This window comes from Shouchella oshimensis (genome assembly GCF_004375095.1).
Classification (GTDB): Bacteria; Bacillota; Bacilli; order Bacillales; family Bacillaceae_D; genus Shouchella; species Shouchella oshimensis.
The window spans coordinates 528502-549676 of the sequence record NZ_SNUX01000001.1 but is presented as its reverse complement, the minus strand read 5'-3'; the positions used below and the strand labels follow the sequence as shown (position 1 = coordinate 549676).

At 39.6% G+C, this 21175-nt stretch carries 22 protein-coding genes; 21 read left to right on the top strand and 1 reads right to left on the bottom strand.

Going from position 1 to position 21175, the window contains the following annotated elements; genetic code table 11:
* Nucleotides 1–2 precede the first annotated feature (2 nt).
* From spoIIIAE to E2L03_RS02735, 19 genes are all read left to right on the top strand, one after another.
* On the top strand, nucleotides 3–1190 hold the full coding sequence (gene spoIIIAE / locus E2L03_RS02825) for a stage III sporulation protein AE (RefSeq protein WP_055736356.1): 1188 nt from the start codon (nucleotides 3–5) through the stop codon (nucleotides 1188–1190).
* Between the two features lie 13 nt (nucleotides 1191–1203).
* Nucleotides 1204–1821 carry a stage III sporulation protein AF gene (spoIIIAF, locus tag E2L03_RS02820; RefSeq protein ID WP_038481271.1) on the top strand — a complete coding sequence of 206 codons (618 nt, stop codon included), beginning with the start codon at nucleotides 1204–1206 and terminating at the stop codon, nucleotides 1819–1821.
* On the top strand, nucleotides 1809–2459 hold the full coding sequence (spoIIIAG, locus tag E2L03_RS02815) for a stage III sporulation protein AG (protein ID WP_166740172.1): 651 nt from the start codon (nucleotides 1809–1811) through the stop codon (nucleotides 2457–2459). Before spoIIIAF ends, spoIIIAG begins: the two co-directional genes overlap by 13 nt.
* 2 nt (nucleotides 2460–2461) lie before the next feature.
* Nucleotides 2462–3004, top strand: a complete 543-nt coding sequence (locus E2L03_RS02810; protein ID WP_134258540.1) for a SpoIIIAH-like family protein — start codon at nucleotides 2462–2464, stop codon at nucleotides 3002–3004.
* Nucleotides 3005–3115: 111 nt separating this feature from the next.
* Nucleotides 3116–3463 (top strand): hypothetical protein, encoded by a 348-nt coding sequence (locus tag E2L03_RS02805; protein ID WP_038481265.1) that lies wholly within the window; start codon nucleotides 3116–3118, stop codon nucleotides 3461–3463.
* A gap of 131 nt (nucleotides 3464–3594) precedes the next feature.
* Nucleotides 3595–4074, top strand: coding sequence for an acetyl-CoA carboxylase biotin carboxyl carrier protein (accB, locus tag E2L03_RS02800; RefSeq protein WP_055736359.1), 480 nt, complete (start codon nucleotides 3595–3597; stop codon nucleotides 4072–4074).
* 19 nt (nucleotides 4075–4093) lie between these two features.
* Nucleotides 4094–5455: an acetyl-CoA carboxylase biotin carboxylase subunit gene (gene accC / locus E2L03_RS02795; RefSeq protein ID WP_055736360.1), complete on the top strand. Its 1362-nt coding sequence runs from the start codon at nucleotides 4094–4096 to the stop codon at nucleotides 5453–5455.
* Nucleotides 5456–5469: 14 nt separating this feature from the next.
* A complete protein-coding gene (locus tag E2L03_RS02790; RefSeq protein WP_038481256.1) occupies nucleotides 5470–5874 on the top strand; it encodes a lipid-modulating alkaline shock protein YqhY in 405 nt (134 codons plus the stop codon).
* Between the two features lie 117 nt (nucleotides 5875–5991).
* Nucleotides 5992–6396 carry a transcription antitermination factor NusB gene (gene nusB, locus E2L03_RS02785; protein ID WP_038481253.1) on the top strand — a complete coding sequence of 135 codons (405 nt, stop codon included), beginning with the start codon at nucleotides 5992–5994 and terminating at the stop codon, nucleotides 6394–6396.
* 36 nt (nucleotides 6397–6432) lie between these two features.
* Entirely contained in the window at nucleotides 6433–7800 is a 1368-nt protein-coding gene (xseA, locus tag E2L03_RS02780) for an exodeoxyribonuclease VII large subunit (protein ID WP_051667559.1), read from the top strand.
* A 19-nt stretch (nucleotides 7801–7819) separates the two neighbouring features.
* Entirely contained in the window at nucleotides 7820–8023 is a 204-nt protein-coding gene (gene xseB, locus E2L03_RS02775) for an exodeoxyribonuclease VII small subunit (protein WP_051667748.1), read from the top strand.
* Nucleotides 8020–8904: a polyprenyl synthetase family protein gene (locus E2L03_RS02770; RefSeq protein ID WP_038481251.1), complete on the top strand. Its 885-nt coding sequence runs from the start codon at nucleotides 8020–8022 to the stop codon at nucleotides 8902–8904. Before xseB ends, E2L03_RS02770 begins: the two co-directional genes overlap by 4 nt.
* 158 nt (nucleotides 8905–9062) lie before the next feature.
* Entirely contained in the window at nucleotides 9063–10949 is a 1887-nt protein-coding gene (gene dxs / locus E2L03_RS02765; protein WP_134258539.1) for a 1-deoxy-D-xylulose-5-phosphate synthase, read from the top strand.
* Nucleotides 10950–10955: 6 nt separating this feature from the next.
* Entirely contained in the window at nucleotides 10956–11765 is an 810-nt protein-coding gene (locus E2L03_RS02760; protein WP_038481245.1) for a TlyA family RNA methyltransferase, read from the top strand.
* Nucleotides 11766–11957: 192 nt separating this feature from the next.
* Nucleotides 11958–12407, top strand: coding sequence for a transcriptional regulator AhrC/ArgR (gene ahrC, locus E2L03_RS02755; protein WP_035395786.1), 450 nt, complete (start codon nucleotides 11958–11960; stop codon nucleotides 12405–12407).
* An 18-nt stretch (nucleotides 12408–12425) separates the two neighbouring features.
* Entirely contained in the window at nucleotides 12426–14105 is a 1680-nt protein-coding gene (gene recN / locus E2L03_RS02750; protein WP_055736364.1) for a DNA repair protein RecN, read from the top strand.
* A gap of 116 nt (nucleotides 14106–14221) precedes the next feature.
* Nucleotides 14222–15517: a SpoIVB peptidase gene (gene spoIVB, locus E2L03_RS02745; RefSeq protein ID WP_318270541.1), complete on the top strand. Its 1296-nt coding sequence runs from the start codon at nucleotides 14222–14224 to the stop codon at nucleotides 15515–15517.
* A gap of 268 nt (nucleotides 15518–15785) precedes the next feature.
* Nucleotides 15786–16577, top strand: a complete 792-nt coding sequence (gene spo0A / locus E2L03_RS02740; RefSeq protein ID WP_038481235.1) for a sporulation transcription factor Spo0A — start codon at nucleotides 15786–15788, stop codon at nucleotides 16575–16577.
* A 177-nt stretch (nucleotides 16578–16754) separates the two neighbouring features.
* Nucleotides 16755–17510, top strand: a complete 756-nt coding sequence (locus E2L03_RS02735; RefSeq protein WP_038481232.1) for a hypothetical protein — start codon at nucleotides 16755–16757, stop codon at nucleotides 17508–17510.
* 30 nt (nucleotides 17511–17540) lie between these two features.
* Here E2L03_RS02735 and E2L03_RS02730 read toward each other — a convergent pair whose 3' ends face one another.
* Nucleotides 17541–17792 carry a DUF2627 domain-containing protein gene (locus E2L03_RS02730; RefSeq protein WP_038481229.1) on the bottom strand — a complete coding sequence of 84 codons (252 nt, stop codon included), beginning with the start codon at nucleotides 17790–17792 and terminating at the stop codon, nucleotides 17541–17543.
* A 155-nt stretch (nucleotides 17793–17947) separates the two neighbouring features.
* Here E2L03_RS02730 and E2L03_RS02725 point away from each other — a divergent pair, with 155 nt between their 5' ends.
* Together E2L03_RS02725 and E2L03_RS02720 are read left to right on the top strand one after the other, a co-directional pair.
* The gene (locus E2L03_RS02725; RefSeq protein ID WP_134258538.1) at nucleotides 17948–19921 is read left to right on the top strand and encodes a sigma-54 interaction domain-containing protein; all 1974 of its coding nucleotides are present in this window, start codon (nucleotides 17948–17950) and stop codon (nucleotides 19919–19921) included.
* 154 nt (nucleotides 19922–20075) lie between these two features.
* Complete coding sequence (locus E2L03_RS02720) at nucleotides 20076–21173, top strand: Glu/Leu/Phe/Val family dehydrogenase (protein ID WP_134258537.1); 1098 nt, start codon at nucleotides 20076–20078, stop codon at nucleotides 21171–21173.
* The last annotated feature ends 2 nt before the right edge of the window (nucleotides 21174–21175 follow it).

The window sequence follows — 21175 nt, the reverse complement described above, 5'->3', positions numbered from 1 at the left end:
AAATGAAAGGTAAGATTGCTTTCGTTGCCACCTTGCTTATGCTATTTATCGCCTTTCATGTTGAAACGGTTTCTGCAGAAGAAGAGGATCCAACACAAGCCCTCCATGACTTAGTAGAGGAACAAATCACTATTTTGAAAATGGATGAGGTACAAGTATTCTGGAATGAAATCGTTGATGAATACGGCGGTTTTTTACCAGAGAGTCAGAAAGGCTCACTTACTGACTTTTTAACCGGTGAAAAAACATTTGATTTAAAAGAGTGGTTTATCGGCTTCATTAAATATTTGCTTCATGAACTGGTTTTAAATGGGAAGTTGCTTGGTATGATCTTGCTTTTAACAATCTTCTCTTATATTTTACAGTCGTTTCAAAGCGCTTTTGAGCAGCATACGGTAAGCAAAACCGCTTACGCAGTTACGTTGCTCGTACTGTGTATGATTGCAATGAATGGCTTTCATAGTGCGATGACCTATGCCATAGAAGCGATTGACGCAATGATTCACTTTTCGATTGCGCTCTTACCGATGTTACTCGCACTAATGGCATCTTTGGGGGGGCTATCTAGTTCAGCTCTATTTCACCCGGTTATCATTTTTTTAGTGCATACGAGTGGTATTTTAGTCAAAACATTCGTGCTACCAATGTTGTTTATCTCCGCTGTTCTGGGAATCGTGAGTACGTTTACAGATGACTATAAAGTGACGCGCTTAGCAAATCTTTTTCGAATATTGTCGCTAGGCTTGCTTGGCGTCTTTATGACGGTTTTCTTAGGCGCTGTATCTGTTCAAGGCACAACAGCAGCTGCTGCAGATGGGCTAACACTCCGAGCTGCAAAATTTATTGCAGGCAACTTCATTCCGGTTGTTGGACGAATGTTTACAGATGCAACAGACACGGTTATGAGTGCTTCTTTATTATTAAAAAATACAATCGGCATGAGCGGTTTAGTTATGCTGTTGGCGATTTGTGCATTCCCTGCTTTAAAAGTGCTTTCTATTGCATTAATTTTTCAATTATCAGCTGCTGTGTTACAGCCTCTAGGAAATGGTGCCATCATTGATTGTTTAGCGATTATAGGAAAAGCTGTTCTCTATATATTCGCTGCAATGGCGTTAATCGGCTTTATGTTTTTCTTAGCAATCACAATTATGGTGGCCGCCAGTAATATTGCCTTTATGATGCGATGAAAGAGGGGATGGCATGACGTATATAAACGAATGGATAACATCGATTGTTATTATTATTCTTCTCGCTGTTGTATTGGAAATGGTGTTACCGAATACAAATTTAAAGAATTACGTAAAAATAACGATGAGCTTGCTGTTGCTCCTTTTTTTGCTTCAACCTGTTCTGAACATATTTTATGAAGACCCAGATGAATGGCTAAATGAAGTCATACAGCAAACAACTTCAGAAGGAATAAATGTAGAAGAAGAAATAAATTCGCAAAAAAAAGATATAGAACGGTTCTTTGATGCATATACATCTGAACAAGTGGCTGTCCAATTAAAAGACCAAGCAAATGAAGACTTAAAAAAGGACGAAGACGTCATGGTCACGGACCTTTCCATCATTCAAGATAACAAAGGAGAATTCACACAAATTGAAGTAGTTGTTGTTCCTTATCAAGAAGAAGAACGTACAAGCACATCTCAGACAGATGAGGTAAAGCCAGTGTCTATTACGATTGGTGAAACCGAACCTAAGGAAGATGCGGTTTCTTATAAGGAAGAAGATGTGATTTCGATGTTAGCGGATATTTGGGGAGTGCCGAGTTCAGTCATAACGCTAAAAGAGGAAGGGGGATGGGTGAATTGAATAATGAAGCAAAAGATACAGACTGGTTTAAGAAATGGTTACCGAAGCAGCCGGATAAAAAAAAACGGAACATTTCGCCCAGGTATCTGTTGCTCTTAGGCGGTATAGGCGTATTCTTCATGCTTTTAGGTCAACTGTATCAACCAGCACAAGAGGATCTCCCCGCTGTTGCCCCAGAAGAAGAGGACGCAACACCAGTATTTGCTAAAGAAGCTGAGAGGAATTCAATGGAAGATTATGAAATGCGCTACGAAAACGAGTTAAGAGATCTATTAACGGAAATTGTTGGCGTAAATGCCGTTTCCGTAACCGTTAATCTAGCGGAATCTGAACGACATGTTTATGAAAAGAATGTGCGCACAGGTAAACAAACAACTTCAGAAACCGATCGAGAAGGTGGGACACGCCAAGTAGAAGATGTTCAAGAAGAAGAGTCTGTTGTCATTATCCGTAATGGCGACAAAGAAGAGCCTTTAGTTAGTTCAACCGAGAAACCTTCCGTTGCAGGCGTTCTTGTTGTGGCTGAAGGGGTGGAAAACATTCAAGTAAAAGCATTTGTTGTAGAAGCGGTTACACGCTTATTGGATGTTGCTCCCCATCGCGTATCGGTATTACCTAGAAAAATCGAGGAGGAATAAGAATGGTCTTGAAAAAACAAACAGTGTGGCTACTAACAATGTTATCTCTAATGCTCGTATTAGGAACGTACTATGTGCTAAATGGTTCTGGTGAGGAAGCAACGTCAAACAATATACTAGACGAAGCTGAACAAGTATTGGACGGGATGAACGAAGAAGATGCAAATGAGGAGTTGTTAAGCCAAGTATCTGGCAGCGATACAATGACGGAGGCTCGTTTAAAGCGCGAAGAAGTTCGTCTAAAAGAAGCAGAAGAAGTTAGTCGTGAAGCTGCAAGTTCAGAAACAACAGCAGAAGAAAAAGTTGCCGCAAATGATCGTGCACTAGAAGTACTAGCTGTGACAGATGTAGAAGAACAATTAGAGGAATTAATTAAGGAAATTGGCTACTCAGATGCACTTGTTCAAACTGGAGAGAATAAAATTGAAATATTGGTTGAAGCAGACGCTCTTTCAAAAACGGAAGCGTTAGCCATTATGTCACTTGCACGTGAAGAGTTAAGTTTAAGCGATCAAGACCAAGTTTATGTAAAGCACGGAGAATAATCGGAACAGAGGGCTTGAAGCAATTCAAGTCCTCTTTTTAGATTCAGAATGCAATCCATCCTCACCCATGGTATAATACAGCAATGTAGAATGAAACAAGGAGAGATTGTAATGGATTGGTCCGAATTAACAGAAGGGGCAAAGGCTGTCCTTGAGCAAACAAGAAACATAAAAAACGATCATATACAAATCGTTGAATTTGAAGTAGGCTTTTCTGAAGAAGTTCAAGACGAGGATGGCGACTCGTTTCGTGTCTCCATTCAAGAAGAAGACTATACAAACTTAAAGCAGTATACCCAAGAAAATGAGTATGGTGATAAGTTTCATATGGCGAGAAATAAAAACGTCGTCAAGATTATTTTGCTAGAAAATGGGAAAATACCTGATAATCTGTCTGAGTTTCCTGTGTTTCGCCAATATAAAACAGAGGTATCAAATCCAACAGAATCAGCTGAGTAAAGAGGGGAAACCCTCTTTCCTCTTTGTTTTTAAACAGAAGCATACATAGAGGAATCTAGGCTTTTATCGAGAAGTCTATAAAGTAATGTAACGTTCTAAGAAGAATTGTCAATCATAAGGAGTTGTTTATTGTGTTAAAAGTAGAAGAAATTAAAACCCTAATAGATGCCTTACATCAATCTTCCGTTAATGAGCTTGAGCTAGAACAAGAGAATGTAAAGTTATCATTAAAAAAGCAAGTAGCGACACAGGTAAGTGAACAAGCTGTACAAGCAGTTGCGCCAGTTACAACTACGAATCAAGCACCTACACAAGTGCAAGAAGCTCCAAAAACAGAGCCAGCTGCCGAGCCTGTTCAAGAGAACAAAAATTTAGTTACCGTTACGTCTCCAATGGTTGGAACGTTTTACGCAGCTCCTTCACCAGACGCAGATCCATATGTAAAAGAAGGCGATACTGTTAATGAAGATACGGTTGTTTGTATCGTTGAAGCAATGAAGTTAATGAATCCAATTGTGTCTGAAGCAAAAGGAAAGATTGTCGAGATTGTTGCTGAAAATGGAGAACTAGTAGAATACGGGCAGCCGTTAATGGTTGTTGAACGTCAATAGCTAGGGGCGAGGACAAGTTATGATAAAACGAGTATTGATTGCAAATAGAGGAGAAATAGCGGTACGTATTATTCGAGCTTGCAAAGAGCTCGGAATTGAAACAGTAGCAGTGTTTTCAGAAGCAGATGCGGATGCATTGCACGTTCAGTTAGCAGATGAAGCCTTTTGTATCGGGCCAACAGCGTCAGCGAAAAGCTACTTAAACTTTACCAACTTAATGAGTGTTGCGACATTAACTGAAACAGACGCCATTCATCCAGGTTATGGCTTTTTATCGGAGAATGCCAATTTTGCAGAGATATGTGGAGATTGTAACATTACATTCATCGGTCCAAGCCCATCAGCCATTAGCAAAATGGGAACAAAAGATGTAGCAAGAGAGACAATGAAAGCTGCTGGAGTTCCAGTCGTGCCTGGTTCAGAAGGACTCATTGAGTCATTTGACGATGCACAACAAGTTGTTGAGGAAATAGGCTATCCAGTCATTATTAAAGCAACGGCAGGCGGAGGCGGTAAAGGTATCCGAGTTGCCCGTGATGAAAAAGAGTTAAAATCGGGGATTGCCGTAACACAGCAAGAAGCGGCCACAGCTTTTGGGAATCCAGGCGTTTATTTAGAAAAATATATAGAAGATTTCCGACATGTAGAAATTCAAGTATTAGCTGATAATTTCGGGAATACCATTCACTTAGGTGAACGTGATTGCTCGATTCAAAGAAGACTTCAAAAGTTAGTTGAGGAAACACCATCTCCAGCGATTACGCCTGAAAAACGAGCAGAGATGGGAGCGGCAGCAGTGGCTGCTGCGAAAGCGGTTGAATATTCAGGTGCTGGAACGGTTGAATTTATTTTTGATCATCATACAGGTAGTTATTATTTCATGGAAATGAATACGCGTATTCAAGTAGAGCACCCTGTGACAGAAATGGTGACAGGGATTGACTTGGTGAAAGAACAAATTCGAATTGCCAACAATGAAAAACTTACTGTTAAACAAGAAGATGTTACGTTTAACGGTTGGTCAATTGAATGCCGCATTAACGCTGAAAATCCGCTTAAAAACTTCATGCCATCACCTGGTACGATTCAAGATTATCTTGCTCCTGGTGGCTTTGGTGTAAGAGTCGATTCAGCAGCGTATCCTGGCTATCGCATTAGCCCATTTTATGACTCCATGATTGCAAAAGTGATTACACACGGTGAAACAAGAGACGAAGCCATTGCAAAGATGAAGCGGGCGCTTGAAGAATTTGAAATTGATGGCGTGGATACAACGATTCCATTTCATTTACATTTGTTTAACCATGAAAAGTTTGTTTCTGGCGATTTCAATACGAAATTTATTGAAGACTATGAAGTCATACCTACTAAACAATCGTAAAGGAGCTGTGTATAATGGAAGATCATCAATTACTTGAATTAGATGAAGAAAAAAGTGGTTTAGGAAAAGTTGAAATTTCACCAGAAGTGATTGAAGTCATTGCGGGAATTGCTACACAAGAGATTGAAGGTGTGGCAGCACTTCGAGGTAATTTCGCTGCGGATGTGGCCGAGCGATTAGGTCGCAAAAATCACGGTAAAGGCGTTAAAGTTGATTTAACAGAACAAGGCATTATTGTGGATGTATCTATCGTTATTTCGTACGGAGCATCTGTTCCAGAAGTGGCAAAGTTGATTCAATTAAATATCCAACAAGCCCTTGAGACTATGACTGCCATTCAATTAACAGAAATAAATGTTCATGTAGTAGGCGTCTATTTTGATACACCAAATGCCTCTGTTGAAGAAGAAGTTGAATAAACGTAAGACGATGATATGGAGAAGAGAATTGACCATGGTCGATTCTCTTTCTTTGCGTTTTTACCTAGACAAGATTTTACGTTATAATGAACAGGATTAAGAATAAAGGAGTTTACTATGAATAGACGTGTGGCAAGACTTCGAGCCGTCCAAGTTCTTTATCAGCTTAGTTTAGTGTCAACACTAACAGTTGATCAAGCAATCGAGAGCACGCTCACTGAGGAAGAGGAATCAAACGAATTCTTTTTAGATCTAGTAAAAGGAACGTTAACATATAAAGAACAGCTTGATCACTTTATTAGTCAGAATTTAAAAGGCTATACCATTGATCGACTTGGCCATGTTGACCGTTCAATTGTACGAATGGCTTTATATGAAATGCTTTATATAGATGACATAGAAAAGAACATTTCATTAAATGAAGCCATTGAGCTTGCAAAAGCTTTTGGCGGACAAGAATCAGGCCGTTTTATGAATGGCGTACTATCAGGCGCATATGAAACAGCCTTAAAAGATCGATAATGTTTCAGCAGAAGTGAAGGCGGAAGGAGGGCTATTATGGAAGCATGGTCCGTTAGTGAAGCGACTCGTTACATTAAGCGGTTAATTGAGAATGATACACAATTAATGGAAGTGTGGATTCGTGGCGAGCTTTCGAACGTAAAGCGTCATTCTAGAGGACATCTGTATTTTACCGTTAAAGATGCAAATGCGCGAATGCAGTCTGTCATGTTCGCTGGCTATAATCAACATTTACGTTTTATTCCTGAAAATGGAATGAAAGTGCTCATAAGAGGCGAGGTCAATGTTTATGAACCTTACGGGCAATATCAATTCTACGCTAAAGAAATGCAACCAGATGGAATAGGAAGCTTGCACGTTGCCTTCGAGCGCTTGAAAAAACAACTAGAACAAGAGGGTTTGTTTGCTGCTGAGCGTAAAAAGCCTTTACCGTCTTATCCAAGGCATATTGCTGTGATTACGTCACAAACAGGTGCCGTCATACGTGATATTATGACGACGTTAAAACGGAGAATGCCAAACATTCGCGTAACGCTTTTTCCGGTTGCTGTTCAAGGTCATTTAGCAATTGATTCGATTGAACGGGCGTTAGTGCAAGCCAATCAAGCAGCTCTTTTTGACCTCATTATTGTAGGAAGAGGCGGGGGATCAATGGAGGAGCTGTGGGCTTTTAATGAAGAACGGGTTGCGAGAGCCATTGGTTCATCGACTATACCGGTTATTTCGGCAGTAGGCCACGAAACAGATTATACCATTAGTGATTTCGTAGCGGATTTACGGGCGCCTACACCTACAGCAGCAGCAGAGTTTGCTGTACCTGATGTTCGTGAACAATTACGGCAAGTAGATCATTACAAGCAACGGATGGTAAGAGCCATGAGGCAAATGGCAGAAAAGAAGCGAGCGCAACTTCAATATGCGAAGCGCTCTTATGCTTTTCGTTACCCAAGGCAGCTCGTTGAGCAAAAGGAACAGCAGTTGGACCAAGCTGTCGAGCGGATGAATCGAGAAATGCAGCGGTTTGCAAAAGAAAAACGATCTTCATATACATCCATACAACACCGCCTATTACGCCATCATCCAGAAACAGCAGCTGTTTTAAAGAAGAAAGAGTTGAACGTGTTGGATCATCGATTAGGTCAAGCGTTAAACAAGCAAGTGACGGTTAAGCGAAACCAGTTGACGTCTCTTCTTGCGCAACTTGAATTGCTTAGTCCGTTAAAAATTATGAACCGCGGTTATTCTCTCGTTTATAATGAAGCTGAAAATAAGCTCGTAAAATCAGTAGATGAGCTAAAAGAGAACCATGACGTTCGCCTTCTTTTTAAAGATGGACGAGCAACAGGCGTGATTAAAGAGATCATACACGAAGGAGTTGATCAAAGTGGACAATCAAAAGAATGATATTCCGTTTGAAGAAGCGATGAAACAGCTAGAGGAAATTGTTGAGGGGCTCGAACAAGGGGATGTTGCACTAGAAAAAGCTATTGACCTTTACAAAAAAGGCATTGGTTTATCAAAAACTTGTCACGATAAATTAGTTTCAATAGAAGAGCAGCTCGACCAAATTATGACTGAAGATGGTGAAATACTAGAGCTGAACGTCCAAAAGGAGGAGCAGGAGTGAGCCGCACATTTGAATTGTTCCTTCACGAAACCAAGCAATTAATTGAACGTGAGTTACCCGAATTCATTCGTACCATAAATACAGAAAGTCGGTTAAAAGAAGCGATGCTCTACTCCATAGAGGCTGGCGGAAAGCGAGTGCGTCCAGTACTTCTTATGGCTGTGTTAGATGCATATAAGTTTCCGATAAAGGATGGGCTTGAAGTAGCTTGTGCGCTAGAAATGATTCATACTTATTCACTAATTCATGATGATTTACCAGCAATGGATGACGATGATCTCAGACGTGGAAAACCAACCAATCATAAAGTGTTTGGCGAAGCAACCGCGATATTAGCAGGTGATGCCCTCTTAACACATAGCTTCTACCTTCTCTCGCAAATCACTCACGTTAGCGCTGAAACAAAGTTACACCTTATTTCCCTTTTTAGTGAAGCCGCTGGTGCAAAAGGTATGGTCGGTGGGCAGCTTGCCGATATGTTAGCAGAGGGGAAACTACTCGGTGTAAATGAACTTGCATCTATTCACAATCGTAAAACTGGTGAGCTTCTCGCTTTCGCTGTTGAAGCAGGGGCAGTTATTGCTGGAACCACACCAGAGGATCAAAGGAAATTACGTGCTTTTGGGAAAGAAATTGGTTTGCTGTTCCAAATTAAAGATGACATTCTTGATCTTGAAGGCAGCGTAGAAGCGATTGGGAAGCCAGTCGGCAGCGATGTACATAACGACAAAAGTACGTATCCTGGTATCTTAGGGCTGGACGGAGCAAAGGCAATGCTAGCGAGTCATTACGATCAAGCATTACAGTCATTAAATGAACTTGGATTAAGAAACACACTTCTTGAAGATATGGCAACGTATATTGTTAATCGGGATCGTTAAGGAACCAGCACCGTTTGGCTGGTTTTTTTTATGAGAATGGTGTATGGTTCACAATACAGGGTATTACTGTTCTAGGTAGGCTTGTTTTTGTTATACTAGACGTACATTGTCATAACGAGATAAAGATAAAAAATGAAGAGTAAATGGAGGTTTCGTTTATGAACCTTGAAGAAATACAAGATCCCAGCTTCCTTAAACATTATACGAATAAACAACTTGAACAGTTAGCAACAGATATTCGCCAGTTTTTGATTGAAAAACTATCTGTAAATGGTGGTCATATTGGACCAAATTTAGGTGTGGTTGAATTGACGCTAGTCCTTCACCAATTATTTGATTCACCGAGAGACAAGTTCTTGTGGGATGTAGGACACCAGGCGTATGTTCATAAAATTCTAACTGGACGAGCAAGCCAGTTTGACACAATGCGTCAATATAAAGGACTTTGCGGATTTCCGAAGCGAAATGAAAGCGAACATGATGTTTGGGAAACAGGACATAGCTCTACATCATTATCTGGCGCAATGGGTATGGCGACAGCAAGGGACCTAAAAGGTACCGATGAAAGTGTGGTTGCCATCATTGGCGATGGTGCTCTAACTGGCGGAATGGCATTAGAAGCGCTGAACCACATTGGGCATGAACAAAAGAACTTAATTGTTATTTTAAACGACAATGAGATGTCGATTGCACCAAATGTTGGTGCGCTGCATCATATTCTCGGAAAACTACGTACAGCTGGAAAGTATCAGCGAGCGAAGGACGATTTGGAATGGTTAGTAAGAAAAATTCCTGCATTTGGTGGAAAGCTTGCTGATACAGCGGAGCGATTAAAGGATAGCCTTAAATACATGGTTGTATCAGGAATCTTTTTTGAAGAGATGGGCTTTACGTATTTAGGTCCAGTTGACGGTCATGATTTAGACGATTTAAAAAACAATTTAAATTATGCAAAGAAAGTAAGTGGACCGGTACTTGTTCATGTTGTCACGAAAAAAGGGAAAGGCTACAAGCCCGCAGAAGATGACGCAACAGGTGCTTGGCATGGAACAGGACCATATAAAATTGAAAACGGTGAAATGGTCAAAAAATCCGGGCCTCCAAGTTACCCTAGCGTATTTGCAAATACATTAAAAACCATTGCTCGTGAAGATGAGCGTGTCGTTGCTGTTACTCCAGCAATGCCAGGTGGATCAAAACTTGATTTATTCGCACAGGAATTTCCAGAAAGAATGATTGATGTCGGCATTGCTGAGCAGCATGCAGCAACAATGTCAGCTGGTCTTGCTACACAAGGCATGAAGCCAGTATTTGCTGTCTATTCAACATTCCTGCAACGTGGATATGATCAAGTTGTTCATGATATTTGTCGTCAAAATTTGAATGTGCTTATAGCAATTGACCGAGCAGGTCTTGTTGGAGCAGATGGAGAAACCCACCAAGGTGTGTTTGATATCTCCTTCTTAAGAGCGTTACCAAATATGGTTATTTTAAATCCTAGAAATGAAAATGAACTTCAACATATGCTGTATACAGCGATAAAATATGATGATGGACCAATCGCCGTTCGCTATCCTAGAGGGAATGGAACTGGCGTAAAAATGGACGCACAATTAAAGCAGCTCCCAATTGGCAAGTGGGAAGTGTTAAACGAAGGTACAGATGCGGTCATTCTTACTTTTGGAACGATGATTCCAGTGGCTGAAAAAGCAATTGAAAACATGACGGCCCAAGGTTATAATGTTCGATTGGTTAATGCGAATTCAGTAAAACCACTTGATGAAGAGATGCTCCGTACAATCGCTGAAGAAGAGTTACCGATTTTGACTGTAGAAGAAGCGATCCTTCAAGGTGGCTTCGGAAGTGCTGTAATGGAATTTTATAATGATCATGGCCTTCAAGCATCGATCAAACGACTTGGTGTACCAGATTGGTTTATAGAACACGGTAGTGTTAAAGAATTATATGAAGAAATTGGTTTGACGCCTGAGCGGATAGCGGATGTTCTTCTGTCAGAACTACCACAAAAAAAGAAAAGAGCATAATGACAAATGGGAAAAAAAGAAAGGCTCGACGTCTTATTAGTTGAGCGGGGCTTAGCTGACACAAGAGAAAAAGCAAAGCGAAGTATTATGGCTGGACTTGTTTACAGTGAGCATGAGCGCTTAGATAAACCGGGCTTAAAAGTAGACAGAGACGTTCCTTTACGTATTAAAGGAGATACTCTTAAATACGTTAGCCGCGGAGGCTTAAAATTAGAAAAAGCGATTGACGTCTTTTCCTTAGAGCTAGCAAACAAGGTAGGTTTAGATATTGGCTCATCAACTGGAGGTTTCACAGACTGTGCACTCCAAAACCATGCAAAAGCCATGTATGCTGTGGATGTTGGTTACAATCAATTGGCTTGGAAAATTAGGCAGGATGAACGTGTAACAGTCATGGAACGAATGAATTTCCGCTACGCAACCAAAGACGATTTTGCCAAAGCTCAGCCAGAATTTGCTTCAATTGATGTTTCGTTTATTTCTTTGAGGTTGATTTTACCGCCGTTGTTCTCCATTCTTGCCGATGGTGGCGATGTTATAGCGCTAGTGAAACCGCAATTTGAAGCAGGAAGGGAACACGTCGGAAAGAAGGGCATTGTGCGAGATCCTCTTGTGCATAAGCATGTTATTCATTCCGTTCTAACAGCTGCTCATGAGCTTGGCTTTAGTTCTCTTGCACTTGATTATTCACCCATTACAGGTGGGGACGGCAACATTGAATTTTTACTTCATCTAAAAAAACAAACGGAACACGTAGAATTGACTACAGAAACAATTGAGCACATTGTAGAAGCAGCGCAAGCTCTTCGAAAGTAAATAACGAGAGATACCCTCTTTTATACTAGCGTTGAAATGGACACAATGATGACCTTTTTCTTGCTTGCAAAAGAGGGTTCTTTTACAGCTTAATCAAACTGTTCTGCTTTGAAATCTTGCTCAAAACAAGTAAACCGTAGATAATAGATGAGACTGAACCATAATCAATTTGTTAAAAGGTAAGGTGATGGCATGACTAAAGGACAACGCCATATAAAAATAAGAGAAATTATTACAAATAAAGAAATTGAGACACAGGATGATTTAGTTGATCAATTAAGAAGTGATGGTTACAATGTGACGCAAGCAACTGTGTCAAGAGATATTAAAGAACTACATTTAGTGAAGGTTCCTATGCAGGACGGCCGCTATAAATATAGCTTACCTGCTGATCAAAAGTTTAATCCTCAGCAAAAGCTTAAGCGTATATTAACCGATAGCTTTATAAGCATTGATCAGTCTGGAAACTTAGTCGTGATGAAAGCAATGCCTGGTAATGCGAATGCAATTGCTGTTCTCATTGATAATTTAGACTGGCCAGAACTAATGGGAACGATATGTGGAGATGATACCATTCTCATTATTTGTCGGACAGAAAAAAATGGCGAAACCGTCACGGAACGATTTTTAAATATGCTTTAATGAGGTGGGCAATCTACTATGCTAATGGAATTAACCGTTAAAAATTTTGCAATCATTTCTTCCCTTACCATTCCATTTGAGAAAGGGTTAACTGTTCTCACGGGAGAGACTGGTGCTGGAAAGTCGATTATTATTGATGCTATTGGCTTGCTTTTAGGTGGAAGAGGCTCAGCTGAGTTTGTTCGCCACGGTGAGAAGAAAGCGGAGATTGAAGGCTTGTTTGTAATGGAAGAAGGGCATCAACTAGAAGCTAAGTTGGAATCCTTAGGCATCGATGTTGAAGATGATATGCTCATTATGAGACGGGAAATTACTCATACAGGTAAAAGCATTTGCCGCATAAATGGAAAGCTCATGACGATTGGAACCCTACGCGAAATTGGACAAGCTCTTGTTGATATTCACGGTCAGCATGAGCACCAGTCTCTAATGAGAGCTGATGAACATTTAGGATTATTAGATCAGTTTGGTGGGGATGCTATAAAAAAAGCGCTACATGAATACCGTAAGCTTTTCAATAAGCTTCAAACCACAATGAAGCGCATTAACGAGCTTGATCAAAATGCTCAGGAAATTGCACAAAAGACCGATTTATATACGTATCAACTAGGTGAAATCTCCAAGACAAATGCACAAATTGGCGAAGATGAACAACTCCAAAAAAACCGTAATAAGCTTGCTAATAGTGAAAAATTGTACGAAGCGCTAACAAGAAGCTATGAGCATCTTTATGGAGAAGATAAGGGTCTTGATTATTTAAGTGGTATGCTAAGTCATTTGGAAACAGCAGCAAGCATTGATACAGATTTACAACCACTTTATGAACAAGTGTCATCAAGCTATTACCTCATCGAGGAAGCATCCTACTCGATTCGAGAAGCTTTGGATCAAGTTGATTTTAATCCAACAGTATTAGAGGATGTAGAAAATCGCCTGGCAGAAATTGAAAAAGTAAAACGTAAATATGGTGAGTCTATAGCCGATGTGTTAGCATATGCAGAAGCCATCGAGCAAGAGTTGGAAGAAATGGAAAATAAGGACATTCATTTAGAAGAGCTTCAAGACACAAGGAACGCCATTATTGAAGATTTAACCATCGAAGGTGAAGCATTAACAGATATTCGTAAACGGTTAGCAAAAAAGCTTGAATCTTCACTGATGATCGAGTTAAGCCAGTTGTATATGGAAAAAGCATCCTTTAACGTTCAGCTTGAAACAGGCGAAACATTCTATAAAAATGGTCAAGATCAAGCAGAGTTTTTAATTTCCACAAATGAAGGGGAACCATTAAAGTCTCTTGTAAAAGTGGCATCAGGTGGAGAAATCTCACGTATCATGCTTGCCCTTAAGACCATTTTCTCTGCTTCTCAACAGATTACATCTGTTATTTTTGATGAAGTGGATACAGGTGTGAGCGGTCGAGTGGCGCAAGCGATTGCTGAAAAAATGTACCGTATATCAGAGGGTTCACAAGTGTTATGTATTACGCACCTACCTCAAGTAGCAGCTATGGCGGATCACCACTTATTTATACGAAAAGAAACCATTGAAGGACGAGTGAAAACAGACGTCATTCAATTAAATGACGACGAAAAAACAAACGAACTTGCAAGAATGTTGTCTGGGTTTGAAGTGACTGAGATTACGAAGGAAAATGCTAAAGAACTGCTTGAACTGGCAACCCACAAAAAAGGATAACTGGAAAAGCGACCTTGATTAGGTGGCTTTTTTCTTTTATTTACAGTTATATTTCGTCCGTGTGAAGGCAACATTAATAGTACAGCCAGCATGGAGGTGTAGGTTGGGAGTGAGGAGTGAAAAGGTTGCTAAAAGAGGGTGTACGGTATGTTATTGGGGTCTTGTTTTTAGTTTGTCTACTTTTTTTGGGATTTAATCCACAATTTAAACAGTTTATAGACATTCCCACATCCATTGTTCTATTTGAGGGAAGCGAGACAGCAATTGAAGCGAACGGCTTTGCTATTGAGGGAAATTCGCACATAGAAGTAGAGCAAATGGAAAGTCAAACGATTCTTCAAGGAATAAAGTCAGGTCATACAAATGTGACTTTGCAAAATGGAAATTGGCCTGCAAAAAAAATTGATGTATCTGTTTTACCAGAAATAAAAGTGGTACCAGGCGGACAATCCATTGGAGTCAAATTAAACACAGAAGGCGTTTTAGTTGTTGGTCATCATAAAATAGACACAAAATCAGGACAAAGATCCCCAGGGGAATTTGCAGGAATTGAAGTCGGGGATATGATTACAAACATTAATGGAGAAAAAATGCATACAATGAGCGAAGTGTCTAAACAAGTTCAGCATGCAGGAGAAGAAAATCAGGAATTAAAAGTGAAAGTATTACGTGGGGAAAAAGAAATAACGACTGTACTAAAGCCAGAAAAAGCAAAAGGGGATCATCTGTATCGTCTTGGTTTATACATTCGTGACTCCGCTGCGGGTGTGGGCACGATGACTTTCTATGAACCAGAGAGTAAGCGATACGGCGCACTTGGTCATGTTATATCGGATATTGATACAAAGAAGCCAGTTTCTGTATTAAATGGGCAGTTATTACGGTCATCGGTTACCTCCATTTCCAGAGGTATTAATGGAGAACCTGGTGAAAAGCTTGCTAGTATATCGAAAGATCGTGAAATTTTAGGAACCATTCATAAAAACAGCGCATTAGGAATTTATGGAACATTAAATGAGACGGTTCAATTAAAAAATAACGTCTATGACCAACCATTACCGATTTCTACGGCTTCAGAAGTAAAGGAAGGCCCTGCAAAAATATTAACGGTATTAGATGGAGAAGAAGTTGAACAATTTGATATAGAAATTGTTTCAAGCACGCCACAAGAAAGCCCGGCAACCAAGGGAATGATTATAAAGGTTACAGACAAACGGTTGTTAGAAAAGACAGGTGGCATTGTTCAAGGCATGAGCGGTAGTCCAATTATACAAGGGGATAAAATTGTTGGAGCAGTCACTCATGTGTTTGTAAACGATCCTACTTCTGGATACGGATGTCATATTAGCTGGATGCTAGAGGAATCTGGAATTCATACAGGATTAGTAAAACACCAAGCGCAAGCGAGTTAATTCTCTGCTTAGCTTGGTGCTTTTGTTTTTCTTACTTACATTTATAAGACCAAATCACCGTGAAGAAATCCTCAAGAATCGTCACATCCCTTTTAAGGATATGGTATATTAAAAAGAAAGTACGATTGAAAATCTGTCGAAAAGAAGAAGATTTACAAGAAAAACGTAGGATTTCCTATAATTAAAATCTAAATGATTTATTTAAAAGGATTGTCTGCATCTTTGTCGAATCGGTTACATACAACAAAAGGAACTGGGGGAAAACATAATGAGTCAAATTAACGTTTGTATCGCTGATGATAACAGAGAATTAGTGCATTTATTGAGTGAGTATATAGGTGCGCAACCAGATATGGAAGTAGCTGGAACGGCATTTAATGGACAGGAATGCTTAAGCTTGGTTGAAGAAAAAGAACCAGATGTATTACTGTTAGATATTATCATGCCCCACTTAGATGGATTAGCTGTTTTAGAGCGCCTTAGTCAAAAAAGCAATAGACCCCAAATTGTCATGTTAACGGCTTTTGGTCAAGAAGATGTGACGAAGCGAGCTGTAGACTTTGGAGCTGCTTACTATGTACTCAAGCCATTTGACATGGAAGCATTAATGGAAAAAATCCGTGAAATTGCAGGAAAACAACAGGTTCGTATACCAAAAACAACGTCTATGTCGTTTGCATCAGCACCTAGGAAAGAAAGTAAGCAAATTAATTTAGATGCGAGCATTACAAGCATTATTCACGAAATTGGTGTTCCTGCACATATTAAAGGATACATGTATTTAAGAGAAGCCATTACAATGGTATATAAAGATATTGAGCTTCTTGGCTCAATTACGAAAGTGCTTTACCCTGACATTGCAAAAAAGTTTAATACAACGGCTAGTCGGGTTGAAAGAGCCATTCGTCATGCCATTGAAGTAGCTTGGAGCAGAGGCAATATTGATTCAATTTCAAACTTGTTTGGTTACACTGTTAGTCACACTAAAGCAAAACCTACGAATTCTGAATTTATTGCTATGGTTGCGGATAAACTTCGAATCGAACATAAAGTAAGCTAATTGTTTTAAAAAAAGCGTGAAATGATCTGATCATTTACACGCTTTTTTGTATGGATTCAATCCTTCTCCAAATACTAAGAAAAAGGAAAGGGAGAGGATTGAAATGAATGTAGAAACTAAACGTTTTAAGAAAGCAATACATCCTTTAGAGAATAATCGGAAGCAAGTGATCGTTCCATGATTTCTTCCTTATTTTTATCACTTCCGTTTATTGCTGTTGCCTTAATGTACGGTTTTAAAGATGTACAATGGAGCAAAAAAAACGCTCAGCATACTTTCATCCCATTTAGTCTCGGGAGCTTTCTTTTATATAGTTATGTAGCACTTAGCTCGTTATTAACGGGAACTCATCTCTATTTTTCATATTTGGCGGTTGCGTACATTTTTTTAACTTGGGCTGTTGGTTTTTATCTTGATTTAAGCCAGTTAAAAAAACAGCAGAAAAAAACGAAGCAAATGATGAATCAAACTGGAATTATTTGCTGTTATGTCGTCTTACTTGTTTTCTTCTCTTATCTTTTGTCTATGGGAAATATAAAAGCGTTCAGTATCAATACGGCTTGCTTTATGTTGTTCCCTCTTTCAAGCTATATGGCAAACAAAGTATCGCTTAGATTAACGATCTACTATTTACTGTTACTGATCATTAGTTGTTTTTTTATGGCGATCCCTACATTTATAGACATTTTGTATGTTACAACAATTTTTTACATCATAATTGTTTTAGAAGTAGAAGGCCAAGCTGTTTACGGTATCAATGGCTCACTTATTCTTGGTGCATCCCTTGCATTATGGACTGTAACGGTTCCAGAAACATCAGGGCAGTTGCTATTCCTTTTATTAGCTTGTATAAGTATTGTTCTATTCTTCTTTTGGCCTGTGCTACAAGGAGCATATTGTCAATGGGCTAAAAGAATAGGTACAACAGAATAAAATAAACAACAGCTGAAGTATTCGCTCTCCTCACAGCTGTTGATCATCTTTCTTAAAAAACGTTTCTGCTACTTTGCCACGTTTTTTGTCTCTATGGAATATAAATCCTGCCATCAATCCTAATCCAATAAGGAAGAAAAGTAAGCCAGCAAAAAATTGTATCCATAAAGTAGGATAAGGAAATAGTTCAACAAGGAAAAATGCATCACGCATTAATTTGATACCATACCCAGCGCCAACTATTGGGATGAGAATGAGGAATAAAGCAATTACTCTGCCCATGGAACATCCTTTCTTGTACGTATTTCACATCTATTGTAGACCAAAAAAACCATTATGGACAAGTTTAATCTTGCATAAGATCGTTAATTGTACGATACTAAAATAAATGGCAGTAGCATTTATGACCAACTACTAAAAATGTCAGAGGTGCGAGAATGAATACGATTCTGTTTATTGATGATGGTCCTGATGCATTTCCTTTATTACGATGTCTAATGCATCTGCCTATGTTTACTGTTGCCGCCATACATAGCAAAACAGCTAAAATAAGCGATTTTGCAGCAGAGCACAATATAGATTTAGTGGATGAACAGTCATGTAAGCAATACGATTTTACAATCATTCAAAGGCATACAAAGATAGATAAAACAGAAGACAATGTTTGGTCATATGAAGAAGTGTGGGCAGTCATTAGTGCTGAGTTCTCGAAACAATCTCTCATGCAAAAAGCAATTGACTCGATTGATGATGGCGTGATTATTGTCAAAGCAGACTACAGGGTCATGTATTTAAACGATGCAGCGGCTGAAATGGCTGATGTGAACCGGCAGGAAAGTGTTGGTCAGGCCATTCAATCCTTACTGCCAACAAGTGGTTTACCACGTGTGATTGAACGCCAGCAGCCAGAATACAATCAGCTTCAAACATTTACAAACGGGACGAAAATCGTGACCACTCGTATGCCGTTAAGTACAAAAGGAAACATTACAGGTGCAATTGCCGTCTTTAAAGATGTCACAGAAGCAAGGCAAATGGCTGAGCAAATTACAGATCTTAATCGAATGAGAGAAATGCTGGAAGCCATCATTAATTCCTCTAATGATGCAATATCGGTTGTTGACGAGTATGGCGTCGGTCTTCTTATAAATCCAGCTTACAAGAAAATTACTGGTTTAACGGAAGAACAAGTTATTGGTAAACCAGCAACAACGGACATTTCAGAGGGCGAAAGCATTCATATGCAAGTCTTGCAAACTCAGCGACCCGTGCGAGGGGCGCGGTTAAAGTTAGGTCCAGCGAAACGAGACGTAATAGTAAATGTTGCACCTATTATGGTAGACAAGAAATTAAAAGGAAGTATAGGCGTTATCCATGATGTATCTGAATTAAATTCCCTTATGGGTGAATTAAAGCAAGCAAAAAAGAAAATTGCCAGTCTTGAATCCCATTACACGTTTCAAGATATACTAGGGCAATCCAGTGGGATCCAGCACGCCATTGCTCAAGGGAAATTAGGAGCGAATACGGCCTTACCTATTTTGCTATTAGGCGAAACGGGTACTGGAAAAGAATTATTCGCACATGCGATCCATTATGAAAGTGAACGTCGTCACCAACCGTTTGTACGAGTGAACTGCGCAGCGTTGACAGAAACACTTCTTGAAAGTGAGCTATTCGGTTACGAACAAGGTGCTTTTTCTGGAGCCTTACGTACAGGAAAAAAGGGGTTATTTGAAGAAGCTGGAGAAGGAAGTATCTTTCTTGATGAAGTAGGCGAAATGTCGTTACAAACACAAGCAAAATTATTGCGTGTTCTTCAAGAAAGTGAAGTGGTTCGAGTTGGTGGAACAAAACCAATTAAAATTAAAGCCCGGGTCATTGCAGCCACAAATGTGGACTTACAATTATTTATGTCAACAAAACGGTTTAGAGAAGATCTTTATTATCGTTTAAATACATTGCCAATTTATATTCCACCATTGAGGGAAAGAATTGAAGACATACCTATACTTGCTTTGCGGCTTATTGAAAAGATAAACGAAGATTATGGACGCAATATTAGAAACTTGTCGGAATATGCACTGGCTCAGCTTCAACAGTATACATGGCCTGGTAATATTCGGGAGTTAGAAAATGTATTGGCAAGAGAAATGATATACAAAAACTTAGGTGAAACAGAAATCGATTTTGTTGCACATGCAGATATAAGTATGCTAAAACCAGGAAGTGCACCTAAAGTAGATCGTACTAAGCCAGAAAAGCTAGAGCAGTTTTTAGCGGAGCAAGAGCGTGGGTTTCTTTTAGAGACGTTAGCTCATGTTGATTATGTTAAAACAGAAGCGGCAAAACGCCTCGGTATTTCTGTCCGATCGCTTTACTATAAATTAGAGAAATATGGGATTGAATGAATTTGCATGCAAAATATTTCAGGGGAGTGCAAGATTTTGCAAGCGAAGGGTGACATTAGCCTATTTCCTTAAGATTAGCAGTTGGCATTGTTTTTGCATGTAGCATAGATGTGACTAGTGAAGACGAGCCAGAATTCTTATAGGGGGATTTAAAATGAATTTATTTACAAAAATGGTAGAAAAAGATTACGAACAACTTGTTGTTTGTCAAGATCAAACGTCAGGGTTAAAAGCAATTATAGCGATTCATGATACAACGCTAGGACCTGCACTTGGCGGTACAAGAATGTGGAATTATCAATCAGAAGAGGATGCCTTTGAAGATGTCTTACGTCTTTCAAGAGGGATGACATATAAAAATGCGGCAGCTGGCTTGAACCTCGGCGGAGGTAAAGCAGTAATCATTGGTGATGCTCGCACAGATAAAAATCCAGAAATGTTTCGAGCATTTGGTCGCTATATTCAAGGATTAAACGGACGCTATATTACTGCAGAAGACGTAGGCACGACCGTTGAAGATATGGATATTATTCACGATGAGACCGATTATGTTACAGGTATTTCTCCTGCTTTTGGTGCTTCAGGAAACCCATCACCAGTCACAGCTTATGGTGTTTATGTTGGGATGAAAGCTGCGGCTAAAGCAGGACTAGGCTCGGAAGATTTAGCAGGTAAAACGATTGCGGTGCAAGGTGTCGGTAATGTTGCTTATCACTTATGTAAATATCTGCATGAAGAAGGCGCTCAACTTATTGTTACAGATATTTACAAACCGTCTGTTAAACGAGCGGTTTCCGAATTTGGGGCAAAAGCAGTAGACCCTGATGATATTTATGAGCAAGACTGTGATATTTTTGCTCCATGTGCATTAGGTGGCGTAATTAATGATGAAACGCTTGCGAAATTAACGGCTAAAGTGATCGCTGGTGCGGCTAACAATCAATTAAAAGAAGAGCGTCATGGTCAAATTTTGCAAGATATGGGCATTGCCTATGCCCCTGATTATGTTATTAATGCAGGTGGCGTGATTAATGTGGCGGATGAATTAAATGGGTACAACCGAGATCGAGCATTTAAAAAAGTAGAAGGCATTTATGATAATGTTTCTCGTGTATTTGAAATTGCTCATACAAAGCGAATCCCTACTTCACAGGCTGCGGATAAAATGGCAGAAGAACGAATTGAACGGATGCGTTACGCAAGAGGAACATTTTTGCAAAATGAGCACCATATTCTTTCTCGCAAAAAGTAATG